At 41.1% G+C, this 19,213-nt stretch carries 11 protein-coding genes; 7 read left to right on the top strand and 4 right to left on the bottom strand.

Features of this window, described 5'->3' with window-relative positions; all coding sequences use genetic code 11:
* Nucleotides 1–26: 26 nt before the first annotated feature.
* From LBQ60_06525 to kdsB, 4 genes are all read right to left on the bottom strand, one after another.
* Nucleotides 27–626 (bottom strand): sigma-70 family RNA polymerase sigma factor, encoded by a 600-nt coding sequence (locus tag LBQ60_06525; protein MDR2037561.1) that lies wholly within the window; start codon nucleotides 624–626, stop codon nucleotides 27–29.
* Nucleotides 627–734: 108 nt separating this feature from the next.
* A complete protein-coding gene (locus LBQ60_06530) occupies nucleotides 735–1,700 on the bottom strand; it encodes a hypothetical protein (protein ID MDR2037562.1) in 966 nt (321 codons plus the stop codon).
* Nucleotides 1,701–1,780: 80 nt separating this feature from the next.
* Complete coding sequence (locus tag LBQ60_06535) at nucleotides 1,781–2,650, bottom strand: FKBP-type peptidyl-prolyl cis-trans isomerase (protein MDR2037563.1); 870 nt, start codon at nucleotides 2,648–2,650, stop codon at nucleotides 1,781–1,783.
* Nucleotides 2,637–3,398 (bottom strand): 3-deoxy-manno-octulosonate cytidylyltransferase, encoded by a 762-nt coding sequence (gene kdsB / locus LBQ60_06540; protein ID MDR2037564.1) that lies wholly within the window; start codon nucleotides 3,396–3,398, stop codon nucleotides 2,637–2,639. Before kdsB ends, LBQ60_06535 begins: the two co-directional genes overlap by 14 nt.
* A 675-nt stretch (nucleotides 3,399–4,073) precedes the next feature.
* On the opposite strand from kdsB, the gene LBQ60_06545 reads away from it, so the two are divergent.
* The 7 genes from LBQ60_06545 to LBQ60_06575 form a co-directional block, all read left to right on the top strand.
* A complete protein-coding gene (locus LBQ60_06545) occupies nucleotides 4,074–7,229 on the top strand; it encodes a TonB-dependent receptor (GenBank protein MDR2037565.1) in 3,156 nt (1,051 codons plus the stop codon).
* Nucleotides 7,230–7,253: 24 nt separating this feature from the next.
* The gene (locus LBQ60_06550) at nucleotides 7,254–9,356 is read left to right on the top strand and encodes a RagB/SusD family nutrient uptake outer membrane protein (GenBank protein ID MDR2037566.1); all 2,103 of its coding nucleotides are present in this window, start codon (nucleotides 7,254–7,256) and stop codon (nucleotides 9,354–9,356) included.
* 26 nt (nucleotides 9,357–9,382) lie between these two features.
* The gene (locus LBQ60_06555; protein MDR2037567.1) at nucleotides 9,383–10,816 is read left to right on the top strand and encodes a DUF4959 domain-containing protein; all 1,434 of its coding nucleotides are present in this window, start codon (nucleotides 9,383–9,385) and stop codon (nucleotides 10,814–10,816) included.
* A gap of 32 nt (nucleotides 10,817–10,848) precedes the next feature.
* Entirely contained in the window at nucleotides 10,849–12,561 is a 1,713-nt protein-coding gene (locus LBQ60_06560) for a hypothetical protein (protein MDR2037568.1), read from the top strand.
* A gap of 139 nt (nucleotides 12,562–12,700) precedes the next feature.
* A complete protein-coding gene (locus tag LBQ60_06565) occupies nucleotides 12,701–13,399 on the top strand; it encodes a DUF1080 domain-containing protein (protein MDR2037569.1) in 699 nt (232 codons plus the stop codon).
* 21 nt (nucleotides 13,400–13,420) lie between these two features.
* A complete protein-coding gene (locus LBQ60_06570) occupies nucleotides 13,421–14,755 on the top strand; it encodes a Gfo/Idh/MocA family oxidoreductase (GenBank protein MDR2037570.1) in 1,335 nt (444 codons plus the stop codon).
* A 1,370-nt stretch (nucleotides 14,756–16,125) separates the two neighbouring features.
* On the top strand, nucleotides 16,126–19,213 hold a 3,088-nt coding region (locus tag LBQ60_06575; protein MDR2037571.1), incomplete at its 3' end, for a TonB-dependent receptor.

Below are 19,213 nucleotides of genomic sequence, written 5' to 3' on the forward strand. Positions count from 1 at the left end.
TTACAAATTACGTTCCTTCGGATGTATTATTTTTTTGATAAAGTGAGTTGAAGATTATTTTCTTTGATCAATCTGCGAAGGTTGATCAAAGCATAACGCATCCGTCCTAATGCTGTGTTGATACTCACATTGGTATGATCTGCTATTTCCTTAAAACTCAGATCTCCGTAATGGCGTAGAAGGATCACTTCTTTTTGCTCTTCAGGCAGATAATCGATCAGATTACGTATATCCTCATAAATCTGGAATTGCACCATCTCTTCCTCGATCGTATTTTCTGAATATTTTGGCGAATTGAGTACCGGAACGGTGAAGTTATCTGTTGATTTTATATTTAACAGCTTTTCCTGACGATACTGGTCAATGATCAGGTTATGCGCAATACGCGTTATCCAGGGCAAAAAACGTCCGGATTCGGAATAACGTCCATCGAGTAAGGAGGTAATAGCTTTAATGCATGCTTCCTGAAAAATATCTTCCGCAGCATGCTTATTCTTAACAGTGTAATAAATGTATGAAAACAAACGCCTTTGGTGGCGTTCGATTAACATTTCAAAACTCTTCCCATTACCTGCAATAAATTGTTCGACCAACGTCTGGTCCGACAATTCTTGTAGATTATTCATCTGCAACAATAAATTGGTTAAAAGAGTAAAAGAATGTTATCGATAAATTGGCTTATTATAAATGAAACATACAACAAATGTAATATATATTTTTATAAAATGACAAAATCATTCAATAATTGCATCCAGAATAATTACCGAACCATGGGGGATTATGCGCTGTCCGGTGTTACCGTCATAAAGTATTTCATTATAGTCTTCTCCGTAATATACCCTGTAAGGCATAGCGATCGATACTCTTCCACCTTTATTCATCTTTAAGAATATTTCTTTCATGATATTGGGGGCAGCATTAAAAAATTGCGAACTTTCAGAATTCCATGTAGTTTCACCGTCTTTAAGATAAGTATGCTGTACTCCATCCAGCATGGTATAATAAACATTTATTTTTACTTTTACCCGGGGAGATTCTATTGAATCGCCGGATCCCTTATCAATTACAGAAAACATTACTTTATACTCTTTAGAATCAACGGTTGATTTGGTAACCAGAGTGTCAACCGTTCCATATTTTGATAAGTAGCTATTCATCAATGATTCCTGATAAAGAGTAAGATCTTCTATGATTTTTACTATTTTTACTTCTAATACCCGGGAAATAAAATCAGCTCCTGAAGGAAAGAGCATATTATGGCGGGAAGAGAAAAAAATACTTCCGGTTTCTCCTTCGCCTATCAATCCCAATCCTTTATATACACCTGTTAATGAAGGAGCTGAAAGTTGCCACAATTCAGGCCCTCCATATATATAAAACGGATAATAGATCGGTTGATAACTTTCATAATCCTGGTAACTAACCCTCTCTACTTTGTCTTCGAAGAGCTGTCGGAGTATAAAATCTACCAATACATACTGTCCTGGTTCCGGTTTAGGTTGTTCTGTATCAGATGCTATAATATATAAGCCATTTGGTACACTATTTGTCAATTCTTTTGCATCCGGATAGTTAGCCTGTATGTACTCATCCAACTTTCGGTCTTCATTTGCCAGTTTTTCAGAAGAATCATCCTTATTACAAGATGCTAAAACCCCCAACATACATGTAATAATAAAGAAAAAGTTTCTATTCATCATGAAAAGTTAAAATAATATTCATCAATTTATTAGACGATGCAAAACTACTAACGTTGCGTTGATGTTAAGAAAAAATCGACTCATTTAACATTAATTAACTCAATTTTGTATACAACCGGTGTAAAAGGAGGTATGATTCCGGATTGGGTACCCTCGATTCCAAAGGCCTGGTCGGAAGGAATGACCACTAAAGCCTTTTCACCCGGACACATCCTGCCGATTATTTTTTCAAGACCACGAATTACCTGTTCTTGCTCACCATATACAAATTGAAACGGCTCATTCCGCAAATATGTTGAATCAAAGAAACGTCCGTTTAAGAAACGTCCTTCATAATGAACGGTGACAGTATCTCCTCTTCTTACTGCAGGACCGGTTCCGGCTTGTTGCACGATATAATATATACCATCTTCAACAGGGGGGGCACCTATCTTTTCTTTACGGATATATTGCTGTAGTAACAATTTTTCATATGCACCAAAATCTTCCACCCAGTGAAGAAAAGCTTCTTTTTCTTTTAAATATTCGGATGTTGTCTGGATATCCAGCATTTTTACAGAAAGTTTCATTTCCATGTGATTCTGTAAGTGGTCAGGAACAGAACTTTCTAATGTTTTTTCAAAAAAATCGACAAGGGAAATGATAAATTCAGCTGAATCATGTTCGCACATCAAACAAAAACATTGATCAATGGATCCCGGAAAGCCCGGATCAGTTACTTTAAATTTCCTTATTCCCGAAAAGAAAACAGAATCATCCAATGTTTTGTATGTAAGGTTTACGGTAATATAATTTCCAAAATGACAACATTTGTCTCTATCGCCCACCTCCAGGAGCCTATAATAAATGCCTTCTTCATTTCTGGTGTATCCCGGGTAGGGATCATGGCAGGAAAACATTACCAGGATCACAATCATCCCGGATAATATGGTCAACTTATATTTTTGCATTTTCAGTCAGCCATTTACACGCGGCTTCCAGGTCATCGGGTGTATCGATTGCAATAGTTTCCTGATCGGTTTGTATCACTTTGATGTAGAAATCATTTTCCAACCAGCGGTTTTGTTCGAGTGATTCCGCAATTTCCAGGGGCGATTGTGCTAATTGGGTTAACTGTCTGAGTGCTTCAGTCCTGTATGCATATAATCCTAGATGCCAGTAAAAAGTTTGCTGGTTCAGCCATTCTTCCTGTTTGTACCCACGTACATAAGGAACAACGGAACGACTGAAATATAAAGCATGGGCTGAAGGAGTAATCACAGCTTTCACATTATTCGGGTTCAATAAATCATTTATATGGTCAAATGTCCGCACTACTGTGGCAATCTGTACAGAACTTTCTTCGAAACATTCAGCTAAGCGGCGTAGCAAACCCGGATCCACAAATGGTTCGTCTCCCTGTATATTAACTACTACCTCCGGATTTTCTCCATACATTTCCTGAAGTAATACCAAAGCCTCGGCGCAACGGTCTGTTCCGCTATTATGCGATGGGGAGGTCATTACGACAGTACCACCAAAACGCTTCACTTCCTGGACAATTCGTTCGTCATCTGTAGCTACGGCAACTATTTCAAAAGCTTTGGAAGCTTGCTGATATACCCGCTCTATCATAGTTTTCCCCTGAATTTTAGCCAAAGGTTTACCAGGGAAACGTGTTGAGGCATATCGTGCCGGAATGATACCAAAAGTTTTCAAATTTTCTTTTTATGATTTCTGGAATGCAAATATATAAAACGCTATGTTTATTCAAACGGAAATGATCAAAACTATTTTAAAATATCCGTCGATAAAAATTTTATAAAAATGATATTATTACAAAAATGATTTATATTTGCAAAATATATAATATCGATTAAGCGTATATCTCCAATGAAAACTCTGTTTAAAAATGTAGTATGCAACACGCCGCAAGTAGCTATTGGCATGTGTATTGCAGAGAGAGAGAGAGAGAGAGAGAGAGAGAGAGAGAGAGAGAGAGAGAGAGCTGGTAAGACAAGCGCATAGGGAGAATCTTATTTCTACATATAGCCGTACCATTGTTTTTTCAACAATGGGCGGCTTCTTTATTTTCAACCTTATAAGTTTGGGGCCGAATGAGACTATTGTTTAGCATTAATTGACCGATGTCTTTCTAAATTTTGAAAAAAAATGAAAAATTTCCTATACAAATAATAAATGTGTATTTCCGTGCGCGCGCACGGAAGGGGTAATATAAGTAGATAAAAACAAAACCAACAGTATAAACCATTTAAAAATAATTTTTTAGCCTATGAACAAATCAATATGAAAGGACTCTATTACAAAATTTATCTGATGAAGTTGATTCATCATAACAATATCAAATATTAAACTTAAAAATGAACATAAAACATGAGTAAAGGAATTTATGGAAAACGAGGTACATTACGAAAACTGCTGTATACTTTGTGTATCGTTTGTACTTGTACAATTTCATTATTTGCCCAACAAGAAGTAAACCTTAGCGGAGTTGTCCTTGATGAAAAAGATGAACCTCTACCCGGGGCATCGATTTTGGTTAAAGGATCTACGAGGGGGGTAATGACAGATCCTGATGGCGCTTTTTCCATTAAGGTATCGCCAACAGACCAATTGGTCGTTTCGTTTGTCGGTTATGAGGATTTTACCCTTGAAGTAGGTGCTCAGACTAAAGTAAGTATCACCCTTTCTCCGAAAGCGAATGAGTTGGATGAAGTAACGATTGTAGCGTTCGGTAAGCAGAAGAAAGAAAGCGTTGTTGCGTCTGTTTCAACGGTGAAAGTCTCTGATTTGAAAGTACCCTCATCCAATCTTACCACTGCGTTTGCGGGAAGGATTGCCGGCCTTATTTCGGTTCAAACTACCGGCGAGCCGGGTGCGGATAATGCAGACTTTTTTGTGCGCGGTGTATCGTCTTTCGAAGGAGGACGCTCCAATCCGTTGATCCTCATAGACGGTTTTGAAGCCACAAAAGATGATTTGGCACGTTTGCAACCCGATGACATCGAAAGCTTTTCGGTAATGAAGGACGCTTCGGCTTCTGTACTTTATGGAGCGCGCGGCGCTAACGGTATCATCATAGTGACCACTAAACCCGGAACTGAAGGTGCGCCAAGAATCAGCGCCAGGGTAGACGTGAACGTTACTACGCCTACACGCGAAAAAAAGGTGTTGGACGGACCAACGTATATGAGAATGTACAACGAAGCGTTGATTAGCCGAAATCCGGAGTCGGTACCATATTACAGTGAACAGAAGATACAGTCGACCATACGTGGCGATAATCCGAATATTTATCCCAATGTGGATTGGTACGACGAAATGTTCAACAATGCCACCGTCAATACCAAAGCCAACATCAATGTGTCAGGCGGCGGTGGGGTTGCAACTTATTATGTGTCTGGAGGATACGATCATGATAACGGATTGTTGAAAACCAATCAGTCAAACTCTTTCGACAATAATATCTCTATCAATCGTGTACATATCCGTAATAACGTCATTTTGAAGCTGTCGTCCACCACAAAACTGGATACCCGTATCCAGGGGCGTTTTGAAAACTATAACGGTCCCTATAGATCGGCAAAGGATATATATTATTCCGTTATGCTCGCAAATCCGGTAGACCATCCGGTGATATATGAGCCTGACGCAGCCAGGATGCATGCCGACCATGTTCTTTTCGGCAACACTTATGACAATAACCAGTATATGAAAACCAATCCTTATGCACAGATGGTGATGGGATACGAAGACAGGCAGGAAAACAGGATTTCGGCGCAGGCCACGTTGCTGCAGGATTTGGATTTCATCACGGAGGGGTTGAAATTGCAGTTGAAAGGATCGGCTGCTACCTGGAGCAAAAGTTCGGGGTTAAGATTTTTTACACCGTTTTATTATGGGTTAGACAGTTACAATATGGTAACCGGCGAACACACGCTTTATTGCCTCAATCCGACCAACACTAATAACAAGTTGGGAGACGTTATACCGAGTCGCGACGGCGATGCGCTGTATTCCGGCGAACTTCGCCTGAACTGGGAAAGGATTTTCGGCGTTCACTCAGTAGGCGCTATGGTGGTTGGTACCCTGTCGAGCAAGCAATTGACAAGTGGTAACAGCACGTCTATCTTTGAACAGTTGCCCGAAAAAAATATGGGCATTTCAGGTAGAGCGACTTATGGTTTCGATTCGCGTTATTTCGTGGAATTTGCATTCGGATACAACGGATCGGAAAAATTTTCTTCTGACAAAGCATACGGCTTCTTCCCGTCCATTGGCCTCGGTTGGTTGATCTCGAACGAACCGTATTGGAACGTGAGCAAAAATATCATCAGCAACCTCAAACTGAAATTTACATGGGGAAGAGTCGGGAATGATGCACTTGACGGGCGCGGCGGACGCTTCTTCTACCTCTCGCAATTCAACAGAGGCGGAGGAGCTTACATTTTTGGCGAAGATTTCCTGAACCGCTATGAAGGTTACAGCATTGCACGTTATCCCAATGCCGACATCTCGTGGGAAGTATCCAATAAATACAATCTTGGATTGGAATTGGGATTCCTGAAAGACCAGGCCATCAAACTTCAAATTGACGCATTTTTAGACAACAGGGAGAATATCTATGAACTGCGCCAGAATTACCCACACAGTGCAGGACTGGAAGTGAATATCAGGACCAATTCAGGCAGGGTACGCTCAAAGGGTATTGAAGCTGAATTGGATATACAGCACAATTTTACTACTGATTTTTGGGTGACCGGACGCGGTAATTTTACGTTTGCCGTTAATGAGATCCTTGAAAAGGACGAGCCTAATTACAGGGACGATTACCGCAGCCAGATAGGACATTCCACCACGCAAAAATGGGGATTGGTAGCCGAAAGGCTTTTTGTGGATGATCAGGAAGTGGCCAACTCGCCCAAGCAGTATGATGGAAATTACATGGCAGGCGACATCAAATACAAGGACGTCAACGGCGATGGCATCATCAATGATGAAGACCAGATACCGATGGGATATCCCACTTCGCCCCAGATACAATATGGCTTCGGGCTCTCTGCCGGATATAAGAAATTCGATTTATCGTTCTTTTTCCAGGGTAACGCAAGGGTTTCGTTCTTTATCAACTCAGGTACGGGCGGTGGCACCGATGGTACGGAAGGTATTGCTCCGCTTGTCAACCGGCGAAATGCGCTGGAAATTGTCGAACGCGACTATTGGAGCGAAACCAACCCTAACGTACATGCATTTTGGCCCAGATTGTCGGTTCGCACTTTAGATAATAATACGAAACAATCATCATGGTGGTTGCGCAATAACTCATTCCTCAGGTTGAAAACCGTGGAATTTGGATATAGTGTCGGAAGTCTCCCTAAAATTAAAATCTCAAACCTGAGATTCTATTTCAGCGGCGAAAATTTCTTTGTGTTGAGTCGTTTTAAATTGTGGGATCCAGAACAAGGAAGAAATGGATTAGGATATCCGCTCAACAGGAAATATAATATTGGACTTCATGTTACATTTTAGTTCATCACATAAATAAGAAATCAAATGAGAAATACAATAATATTTTTATTTATTGCGATTTTTTCGCTTGCCTCGTGTAAAGAGTATTTGGATATAGTACCCGATGATACCGAGTCGTTGGAAAGTCTTTATGAGACTCGCGAAAACGCCTGGAACGGATTGGCGAAAATATACAGTTATATGCCTCAATACGCTGACACCGACGTTTCGCCCTGGATGCTGGGAGACGAATACTTAGGAAAAAAGGTTTGGGAAATAGATAACAACAGGTATCATGCCATTCAAATCATGAGAGGCCGTCAAAACGAATCGGATCCGATTCTGGGTTACTGGTCGGGTACCAATGGAGGGCAAAAACTCTACGAAGGTATCAGGCAATGTAATATCTTTTTAGAGTATATCCATTTGCCGGCAAACATGCTGGACAAGGAAAAAGAAGAATGGAGCGCACAGGCAAAATTCCTGAAGGCTTATTACCATTTCCTTTTGATACAACGATACGGTCCGGTGATCATCCGCGACGCGACCCTTTCGCTCGATGCGTCTAAAGAAGAATTGTATCAGCAACGCTCGAACATAGAAGAATCTTTTAAATATGTGATCAACACGATGAATGAGGCTATTCCCAAATTAAGGGAACAGGCGGTTGGCGAAGACGCCGGACAAATTGACCAGCTCGGCGCCAAAGCCATCAAAGCGCGCGTATTGCTCTTCGAGGCAAGTCCGTTTTTTAACGGTAACCGCGACTATTACTCCACTTTTAAAGACCACAACGATCAGCATTATTTTCCGCAAACCGAAGACCGTGAAAAATGGAAAGCGGTGATAGATGCATGTGATGAAGCGTTGGCTTTGTGTACAGATTACAATAAAGGACTGTTCCGGTTTGTAGGTGAACCATACCGTTTCGACAGGGAATTTTTTGACACCAACCCTGAACGGATGAGAACCCTGTATGATTTGAGGATGTTGCTCCCCACCGCATGGAACAGGGAACTGCTTTGGGGATACACTTTCCTTCCTTTTAACACGGGTCAGGGTATCGGCGGCGGAGCCAATGTGTTGCACGGAAGGACACAGGTCAAATTCTGGGAAGTGATGAGAACCGTATTAGGCGCAAACGTTGGTTATTCCGGAGACGGCGATGTCGATAATTTTGCAAATCAACATTTGGGCGCTACTTTGGCTGTTGCCGAAAGGTATTATACGGAAAATGGTTTGCCCATTGAAGAAGATACGAAATTCAGGTTATGGGAAAATAAATACAGTCAGGCTGTTACGCCTGTTAAACCTGTAGACAGCGAGGGCAATGTGGATCCCGGAAACCCCGAATATGCGGAATATGCTCATTGGGCAGGCTATATGCAGGAGGATATGGAAACGGTAAGTTTATACATGAATCGCGAACCGCGTTTTTATGCTAACCTGGGAGTTACCGGTGGTTACTGGCGTGGACATTACTTTTTGATAAACTTCAATCCTTATGCCAGCAGTTCCTCTTCCTATATGCTGGCAAGAGACGGTAAACCAAGTATCTATCCCTTTGGTGGCAGGGAATCATGGAGAAGAGCGGACGATTATTTAGAAACCTGCATCGGGATCCAGAAGTTTGTACATCCCGAATCGTATTCCGGTACGGAAAGGCGTCCGCAGCGCTATCCTTATCCTATTATCCGTTATGCCGACCTGTTGCTGATGAAAGCAGAAGCGATGAATGAATACTATGGCCCCTCTGATGAAGTATATAGTTTATTGAACGAAGTGCGTGCAAGAGCCGGTATTCCCAATGTGGAAAAATCATGGGAAGTAGGAGGATTTGCGCTCAACCCCGGAAAACACACCACTCAAGAGGGGCTGCGCGAAATCATCCTTCAGGAAAGAGGAATCGAATTGGCATTCGAAGGAAGCAGATTCACTGATATGATCCGCCACAAAAGAGCGCCAAAGGAATTCTCAAAACCGGTATATGGTTGGAACTCGCAGGCCGGCGATTCCGGAGACCAATTCGGTTCCGGGCCGCAAGTGAAACAAATTCGCAGTTTCACCATTACAGATTGTCTATGGCCTATCGCAACAAGCGAGTTGAATATTCAGGGAACTTTGAAACAAAATCCCGGATGGAAATAATCAGTTAAAAAATTAAAAAATAAAATATGAAGATTTTCAAAAATTTATTGATCGTGGTTTTTGTAACGGCCATCTTTTTTGCCTGTTCAGAAGAAGACCGCTTTGGAATCAGTTCCGATGATGATACTGTTCCGGGAGTACCGACAGATGTCAGGGTAGTGCCTTTGGATGGCGGTGCGCGTATTTTTTATAAACTGCCGTCCGACGAACAATTGCTGCAGGTGGTGGCCGAAGTGATCGAACCGACAACCGGTAAATCGTTCAAATTTTCAGCCTCTTATTACAGGGACTCTTTGGATGTATGGGCATTGGGCGAACAAAGAGAATATACCTTCAACATATGGGCTGAAACCCGTGCAGGAAAAAAATCGGCAATGGTGCCGGTTACGGTTACGCCCAAAAAATCGGGTATCTGGCATGTGAAGGAATCATTATCCCTGGCGCCGGGCTTTGGCGCATTACTTATCGACTGGCTCAATAAATTGGAGCAAACGATACATTTGCATGTGGAATTGGATTTCCTCCTGAATGGTGAACCCAGGAATGTCAAGGCAGTTTATTCATCCAACCTCGATTCGACCCGTTATATTTTCGGAGATTTGCCACATGGAGGAACGGTCAGTGCAAAAATACATGTTGAAGACATCTATGGTAATTCTACCGATCAATTGGAGGTTTCCAATATTGACTTGCTGAAGGATATGAAAATCCCTAAAAGAGAGCCAAACGAGACACCCATATGGGTATTGCCGAAGGCCAACGACTCTATTGACTGGGTACCCATGTGTTTTGGAGATGGGGCCGACGGAAGAATTAACCGGGTCATAGACGACGTTCTTGACCTGTTGAACGGATCGTGTAATTATTTGAATACCAACAATAGAGGACGCACCGGAATAGAAGCTGACGGAAATGCAAGATGGAGCCTGATCATAGATCTGGGTGGTTATTGGCATGTCAGCCGTATTATCACCAATCAGCGCTGGGATTATACGGCGGCCAATCCCAAAAACCGCCTTTACGGAAGTGAAAATGTCGGGCATTTCGCAATATGGGTGCTGGACGAAGACCAGGAAGGAACCGTCAACCCGAAGTATAACGATGTTCTGCCCCCCAATAGGAGAAACCATGGAGAAGACGGATGGAATATATATGGTGAAATGGTCAAAGGCACCTGGGTAAAGCTTTCCGAGCATTATATTCCTACTCCCGTAGGGCTTGCAGCGATGGAATATTACCCGCTGGGACTTAAAGGCGATGAATCGTACGTGTTTCCCCAAACACCCGGATACTCCAAACCGATACGCTGGTTCCGCTATGAAGCCATCGGTGCATTCGAAGCTGAGGGTGGAATCCCATACACAAAACAAAATCATAACTGTCTGTCGGAGATAACGTTGTTTGGAATGCCCGCAGGAGAAGTTGACGAAGAAAACGTCTATCATCCGATTGCCCCGTAATGATAAATAATAATATTATAAAATAAATGATCGTGAAAAAAATAGCATTATTCATTTTAGCCGTGGCAGCTTGTTTGGCTTCGTGTAAATCGGGGTTCGACAATATCAGCGACTATGCCACTGAAGAAACCGTGTATCCGGGAAAATACGACACCTGTGTTGTCTCGATCGGATACAACAGGCTTGAAATCGATTTACTCCAGGCCAACTTCGAAGAAGTTGACGGTGAGATGGTCAGGAAAGAAACGCCGGTACCGTCAGACAAGATCTTTTTAGGCAAAGCAAGCCAGACCGTTGTAGAAGTTGAGGGCGAAAACGAACTACGCGTGTTGAATGGTTTGTTCTCAAGGATAAGTGTCGACGGACTTAATGAAGCAAGATTATACCGTATCAAGATCTATACCCGGGACGAATTCGGGAATGTATCCGTACCTCAGGAGGCTGCTGAGGTGCCATTTACCGATGCCGATATAGAAACATACGATGATGTTCCTGAACCCAAAATTTCTCCCTCGCCGTTTTCGGCAACATTGAGTTGGTCGGCAATAGCCACTCCGATGATGGAATATGCCGGTTTGAAATACGGATATTATAATGAGAATGGCGAATTCACCGAAGGTGAAGTGCCTGGAAATGAGGAAATTAATTTCAATATGCAGGATCTGGTCGGTGAAAAGGACTATTCGGTAGACGTCTATGTTCGTATCATACCGATCAGAGGAGAAATTCCTATTGTCGATACTATTGATTTGAAACGTACCTATCACACCACTACCCTTAATGAGGCGGATTATATTGCGTGGTGTAAAGACAAGATGCGAAAAGTGATCAATGTTGGATGGACAACCGATGCTACCGTGTTTTTTGAAACTGAATCAGATCCAACGCAGATTTTATCCATCATAAAATACGAAGATAAAGATGGTAATAATCAAGAGATTACAGCGTTAAGGGCTGACGGAATTGCAGTCTTACCTGGCGCAAAATATGGTAGCAGTATTTCTATACACTCCATCTATCAACCTTCCGGATCAACCGCAGAAGTGCCTACTGATGAGTCACAATTCACGACCTTGCCTATGGATGATTTTAATACTATACCAGGCACTTTATTGTTCATTGACAGAAGGCACTGGAAAACTGTCTATACACATGCAGGCGGGCTGTCAACAGATGGTAAGCCCGATCCGGGATACGCTTATCAGGATGCGCATATCGATAATAATATAGAATCGTTCATGGGAATGTCCAAAAGAGGTAAAGAAAGTAACAAAATAGATGGTGGTAATGAAATGGGGTTTATCATTGACATGAAACATCCGACGCTGTTTAATTCCCTATTGTGGGCTCACAGGGAACAGGGGTATACTGAAAATTCCAATAATTTAGGCGGTTTATGGTGGTGGGGTGTTGATGTTTGGGGAACCAATGAATATCTGGGACCTGTCAATAAGTATGAAAACGTGTCAGGAACCGTTAACGATGACCCGAATACCCAATGGACGTTCATCAAGCGACTCGACTTTTGCATCAATGAAGATGGCACGCCTACTGCAAATAATAAACCAAGGGCGTTTTTCACTCCCGCTTTGGAACCTACTTCTTATCAAAGACAGCTACCTTTGTTTAACCTCGATGGAAATCATACTTACCGGTACATCAAAGTGCAGTCTTACAAATTTGATGCAGTGAATAACAACAAAGCATGTGTTGCCGATTTCAGGCTGTATTATAAAGAACCGTGATATTCTTTTTCCCATTTTGAATACAAAATAGTAACATCCCGGAGATTTTTTAAAATCTCCGGGATGTTATTAATGTTCTTTTGGGAGCATCTACTTTTAATGTATTAATTCGTAGTTTTTAATTTTAAAATCATTTAACTTGAAAAGATTTGTAGTTTTTTTTCTCATCATTTGTGAGTTTTCCGGTTATACATACGCACAAATCCCCACCCTGACCAAAAAAGAAAAAAAGCAGGGATGGATACTTTTGTTCGACGGACAAACCACCAACGGATGGAAAAAAGCAAATGGAAAGCCGTTTCCGGAAAAAGGATGGAAGATAGAGAACGGCATTTTATCTGTTAACCCGGCAGACGGAAGAGGAGGGGATATTATCACGGAAGAAGAATTCTCAGATTTCGAATTATCTGTTGATTTCAAAATAACAAAAGGCGCCAACAGTGGCATTAAGTATTTTATCCTGCCCAATTCAAGCCTGGGATGTGAATTCCAGATACTGGATGATGAAACGCATCCGGATGCAAAACTGGGAAAAGATGGAAATCATCTCCAGGGTGGATTGTATGATCTGATCCCACCATCTCCCAATAAAAAGGATAAACCGGTGGGGGAATGGAATAATGCACGCATCATTTCAAAAGGAAATCATGTGGAGCATTGGTTGAACGGAAAGAAGATCCTCTCATTTGAACGGGGAAGCGCAGAATTTGCAGCATATATTGCCGGTAGTAAATATAAAAACAACAAGGAGTTCGCTACTCCTAAAAAATCATCTATACTATTACAGGATCACGGGGATGTAGTCTATTTCCGGAATATTAAAATCAGAAAATTATAATCAACCAATTTTATCAGAATAATGAAAACATATAACAGGAGGGATTTTATTAAAAATACCGGGATAGCTGCAGCCGGTATCGGATTATCAGGATTGACCATGCCGCATGTATTTGCCAATGGCTCACCCAATAAGAAGATTGTTGTTGCCGTAATGGGGGTAAATAGCCGGGGTAATCATCTGGCCAGGTTATTTGCTAAGATGCCGGATTGTGAGGTAGCTTATATCTGTGATGTTGATGAACGGGCCATGAATAAAAGCATTGAAAATATAGCAAAAGTGCAGGACCGCAGACCTAAAGGTGAAAAAGATTTTCGCAAAGCTTTGGAAGATAAGGGTGTTGATGTTTTAGTAAATGCAACTCCGGACCATTGGCATGCTCCGGGGACCATCATTGCATGTGCTATGGGAAAACATGTATATGTTGAAAAACCCATCAGCCATAATCCCAATGAGGGCGAACTGGTAATAAAAGCCGCCCGTAAGTACGACCGTGTCGTACAAATGGGAAGCCAGAGAAGATCCGGCACAGGATTGATACAAATGATCTCCGACATACGTTCAGGTATTATCGGTAACGTATATATGGCAAAAACCTGGTATACCAATGCCCGTGGACCTTTGCACCTGAAAGACGGAAGTGTTCCTTCATGGCTCGATTATGAATTATGGCAGGGACCGGCGCCCCGTAAACCGTATCAGGAAGGCCTGATACATTATAATTGGCACTGGAGGTGGCACTGGGGAACAGGAGAAGCACTCAATAACGGAACACATGAAGTAGATGTGGCCCGCTGGGGCCTGGGTGTGGAATTCCCTACCCGCGTATCATCACTAGGGGGACGTTATGCTTATAAGGATGATTGGGAAACTCCTGATACCCAAACCATATCAATAGAATTTCCGGAAAATAAACTCATCGTATGGGAAGGCAGGAGCTGTAACCGGTTTAAAGTAGACGGCGCTGACAGGGGAGTAGTATTTTATGGAGAAAACGGCACTATCGTAAATCCGGGAGGAAACTCATATACGGTTTATGATAAATCCGGTAAGCAGATCAAAAACAGTAAGGATGAATCCGATAGTAAAGATACGACCAATACGGTCAGTGCAGGTGGTAATCTGGATGAAATGCATATTGCCAATTTCCTGGATTGTGTACGTACTGGGAAAAAGCCAAATGCCGATTGTGAAATAGGGCATAGAAGTACCCTGCTGGTACAATTAGGGAATATATCATGGTTAACAAAAGAAACCTTGAATATTGATCCTTCCAACGGTCGTATTTTAAAGAATAAGAATGCCCAGAAGTATTGGGAAAGAAAATATGAAAAAGGCTGGGAGCCTAAGGTGTAAGTAAAACCGGCTTTTTATCAGTTTATTCGCTGAATGATCGATTATTCATCAGGATGGTTTTGGAATAGAAATAGAAATATTCATCTTGTTGGATAATCGATTTTCTTTTATTTACACTTATGGCTATGAAGATTTGATGTTAGTCAACATCTGCATCCTTTAATAAAACATGTATGTCTTTATCCAAAAGATATAACTTTCAGTTCATACAATAGTTCTTTATAAATTTTCTGTTTTTTATTATGTACATTAATCCAGGAATGAGGAATATATGACTGATGTTTTTCTCAATGTCTCGACATAGCGGTCTGTTCCAATAATATACGATTGGGAAGTCACGATAACGGTACCATTAAAACGCTCCACTTCGTAGGTAATTCGTTCGTCACCAGTAACTACAGTAACTATTTAAAAAGCTTTGGAAACTTGCTGATATACCCACTCTATCATACTTTTCCCCTGAATTTTAGCCAATTTTAAGTAAATACAAGGATTCAATAGCAGTGCCATCCTGAGATATTAAAATTTATGAAGAAAATATGGTTTTAGTTTTAGAAGTAATCATCAAAGTATGCGAATTAAAAATTTCGACGATAAATTGATTGGATTTTTTAAAATGCTGTTTCACAAAAAGAATCCAAAATAAAGAAGAAATAATTGTTTGTTGCTGATAAACAAATATTTATGATATTTGTCATGTTTTATTTTAAATAGATACAATTACCTTTGTGAGTCTTCTTTAAGTGAAAAATAATAGTAGCGTTTTTAAGGGAATAAGTTGAACGAAATATTGGCTTGATTCATATCACAAAATTAGTTAATTCAAGCGAAAATATTTATGAGTAAAGGAATAGAAGTGAGCGGGAAATATAATTATGGTAGTCTCTTAATGAGCTGTGGCACAGCTATTGCAGAGAGAGAGAGAGAGAGAGAGAGAGAGAGAGAGAGAGAGAGAGACTAATACACCAACTACAGGTAAAGCAAGAGCTACAAGCACATAGCAAAAAATTTATATATACATATAGCCGCATCATTGTTTTTTTGACAATAGGCGGCTTTTTTATTTTTCAACTACGAGTAATTGCTTCAAGGTTATACAGAATACGATTGTTGTATATTATTTATAATCAACACATAAGGCTACTTGAAAATGATTTTTCCAAAAAGATTACCCGGTTCCGTGTGCGCACACGGAACCGTAAACAAGCAAATTTACCATTGATTCGAACAAACAAAACCAACATAATAACATCAATCTTTTTGCCTATGGATATATTTTTTGATTAAAGCACTGTTCATTAATTATTTAACAAATAATAATGTATCAAATCACAACAACAAAATTTTAAATTTAAAAATTGTACATTAATATGAGTAAAAGAATATACGGAGAGCGGAGTACATTACGAAAACTACTGTATACCATATGTGTCGTTTGTACCTGCACATTGCCATTGTTGGCACAACAAGAAGTAAATCTTACCGGTAATGTCCTTGATGAAAGAGGAGATCCTCTACCCGGAGCATCTGTAGTTGTCAAAGGATCTACCCGGGGGGTAATGACCGACCCCGATGGGACTTTTTCTATCAGAGCATTATCAACCGACGAATTAATCGTATCCTATGTAGGATATGATGATTTCGTTTTCGCGGTGGGTACACAGATCAAAGTAACCATCACGCTTACACCAAAAGCAGATGAATTGGAAGAAGTAACCATTGTTGCGTTTGGAAGACAAAGAAAAGAAAGTGTGATCTCTTCCATTGAGTCGGTGAAAATGTCGGATTTAAAAGTGCCGGCTTCCAATCTGACCACTGCATTGGCCGGTAAAATACCGGGACTTATATCTTACCAGACAAGCGGTGAACCGGGATCGGATAATGCCCAGTTTTTCGTTCGTGGGGTAACCACATTCGGATATAAAACCGATCCATTGATATTAATTGACGGATTTGAAGCTTCTACAGATGATCTGGCGCGTTTACAGCCGGATGATGTTGAGAGTTTTTCTATATTGAAAGATGCATCTGCAACCGTTTTATACGGCGCCCGTGGTGCTAACGGAATTATTTTGGTTTCCACCAAATCAGGAAGGGAAGGGCCGGTAAAGGTAAATGCCAGGGTAGATGTGCATGTTGCTACCCCGACAAAAATGAATGATATGATCGATGCGGTTTCATATATGCGATTGTATAACGAAGCCCGTATATCACGGAATCCACAATTAGGGCCATATTACAGTGAACAGAAAATTCAATCTACCATGAGGGGGGATAATCCGATGATTTATCCCAATATCGATTGGTATGATATGTTATTTAACAAATCCACCGTCAACACTAAGGCCAACCTGAATGTTTCAGGAGGAGGACAGGTGGCAACCTACTATGTGGCAGGAGGCTATGATAATGAAAAGGGATTATTGAAGGTCGACAAGCGTAATAACTTCAACAATAACATCAATATTGACCGGTTTCATATCAGAAGTAATGTGATTTTCAAATTAACGAAAACCACGACTCTGGATACAAGGATACAAGGTCGGTTTGAAAAATATACAGGACCTTATGTATCGGCAACCAATATATTTACTCAGGTCATGAATGCAAATCCTGTTGATTTTCCTCCGGTATATGAACCTGATGCAGCGAATGAGTATACCGAACATATTCTTTTCGGTAGTACTTTTGTAGGCGGAACTATTAAAGGTAATCCTTACGCAAGTATGGTAAGCGGTTATGAAGACCGGAATGAGAGTACAATCACAGCCATGGCTACCGTTATGCAGGATCTGGATGTTCTTTTGGATGGTTTGAAACTTCAGGCCAAAGCATCGGTGAACACCTGGAGTAAATATTCAAGCAGAAGATCATATACTCCTTATTATTATGACATAGAAAGTTATAATCAGATCACAGGAGAATATAAATTATTCAATCTTAATCCTACAGGTGATGGAGCCGGTCAAGCTTATTTAGGTGATGTGGTTCCGGGACGTGATGCCAGCGCTCATTATTATTTTGAAGTGAGGCTTAACTGGGACAGGAAATTCGGTAATCATTCAGTAGGTGCAATGACTGTAGGTATGGCCGAAGAGAACCTGCTTACAGGTGGGAACAGCAATTCGATCTATGAAACGTTGCCTGAAAGAAACCTGGGTAATTCCGGGAGGGTTACCTATGATTATGATTCACGCTATTTCCTGGAGTTTGCATACGGATTGAACGGATCCGAAAAATTTACCGGATCTAAACAATTTGGATTTTTCCCATCACTGGGTGCCGGTTGGTTGGTTTCCAATGAAAAATTCTGGGAACCGATGAAAAATGCTGTCAGTAATCTGAAATTAAAATTTACCTGGGGAAGAGTAGGAAATGATGCCATCTCTAATCGGTCAGGACGTTTCTTCTTTCTCTCAAGTATAAGTATGGGCGGTGATGGTGCCGGTTATCGCTTCGGGGAATCCTTTTCGAATCTTTACAATGGTTATACCGTGAATCGCTATGCTAATTCCGACATTACCTGGGAAATTTCCGAAAAATATAACCTGGGATTGGAAGTAGGACTATTCAAAGATGAGTCGTTGAAATTACAGGTAGATTTTTTCAGGGACAATAGAAGCCAGATTTATATGGAACGTCAGAACTTTCCATCTACAGCCGGGCTTGAGGCCGCAATCAGCGGAAATGTGGGGAAAGTCAAATCTTCAGGTATCGATGGATCTATCGATTATCAACATTTCTTCAGTGAAGATTTTTGGTTGACCGGACGTGCCAATTTCACCTATGCCACCAATGAATATGTGGACTTAGACGAGAAAAATTATCCGGATGCATACCTGAAGAGAAAGGGACATAATACCAATAAACAGTGGGGATTTATTGCTGAAAGATTGTTTGTAGACGAAGAAGAAATCGCTAATTCTCCCAGGCAGGATTTTGGAACATATGAAAAAGGAGACATCAAGTATAAAGATGTGAATGGTGACGGTGTAATTAATGATAATGACAGGATTCCCATGGGGTATCCCACAGTACCTGAAATACAATATGGTTTCGGTTTATCCGCGGGTTATAAAAAGTTCGACCTCTCATTCTTCTTCCAGGGTAATGCAAGGGTATCATTCTTTATCAATTCCGGCGTCGGTGGCGGCGATGATGGGACTCACGGCATTGCTCCGTTTGCAAGCCGGCGTAACGCACTTTCTATCATAGCGGATAGTTACTGGAGCGACACCAATCCGGATGTACATGCTTTCTGGCCTCGCTTGTCGACAGAACCGTTGGATAATAATACAAAACAATCTTCCTGGTGGTTGCGTAACGGATCATTTTTGAGATTAAAAACCATCGAAATGGGGTATAATTTTAACGGCATTCAAAAAATAGGACTTATCAACGCTCGTCTGTATTTCAGTGCGGAAAATGTATTCGTTATCAGTCCCTTTAAATTGTGGG

The sequence above is a fragment of the Bacteroidales bacterium genome (assembly GCA_031275285.1).
GTDB lineage: Bacteria > Bacteroidota > Bacteroidia > Bacteroidales > UBA4181 > JAIRLS01.

Coding starts and splice junctions, on each gene's coding strand:
- LBQ60_06535 (MDR2037563.1), bottom strand. CDS start 2,650: ATGCAAAAATATAAGTTGACCATATTATCCGGGATGATTGTGATCCTG.
- LBQ60_06530 (MDR2037562.1), bottom strand. CDS start 1,700: ATGATGAATAGAAACTTTTTCTTTATTATTACATGTATGTTGGGGGTT.
- LBQ60_06545 (MDR2037565.1), top strand. CDS start 4,074: ATGAGTAAAGGAATTTATGGAAAACGAGGTACATTACGAAAACTGCTG.
- LBQ60_06525 (MDR2037561.1), bottom strand. CDS start 626: ATGAATAATCTACAAGAATTGTCGGACCAGACGTTGGTCGAACAATTT.
- LBQ60_06570 (MDR2037570.1), top strand. CDS start 13,421: ATGAAAACATATAACAGGAGGGATTTTATTAAAAATACCGGGATAGCT.
- LBQ60_06555 (MDR2037567.1), top strand. CDS start 9,383: ATGAAGATTTTCAAAAATTTATTGATCGTGGTTTTTGTAACGGCCATC.
- LBQ60_06550 (MDR2037566.1), top strand. CDS start 7,254: ATGAGAAATACAATAATATTTTTATTTATTGCGATTTTTTCGCTTGCC.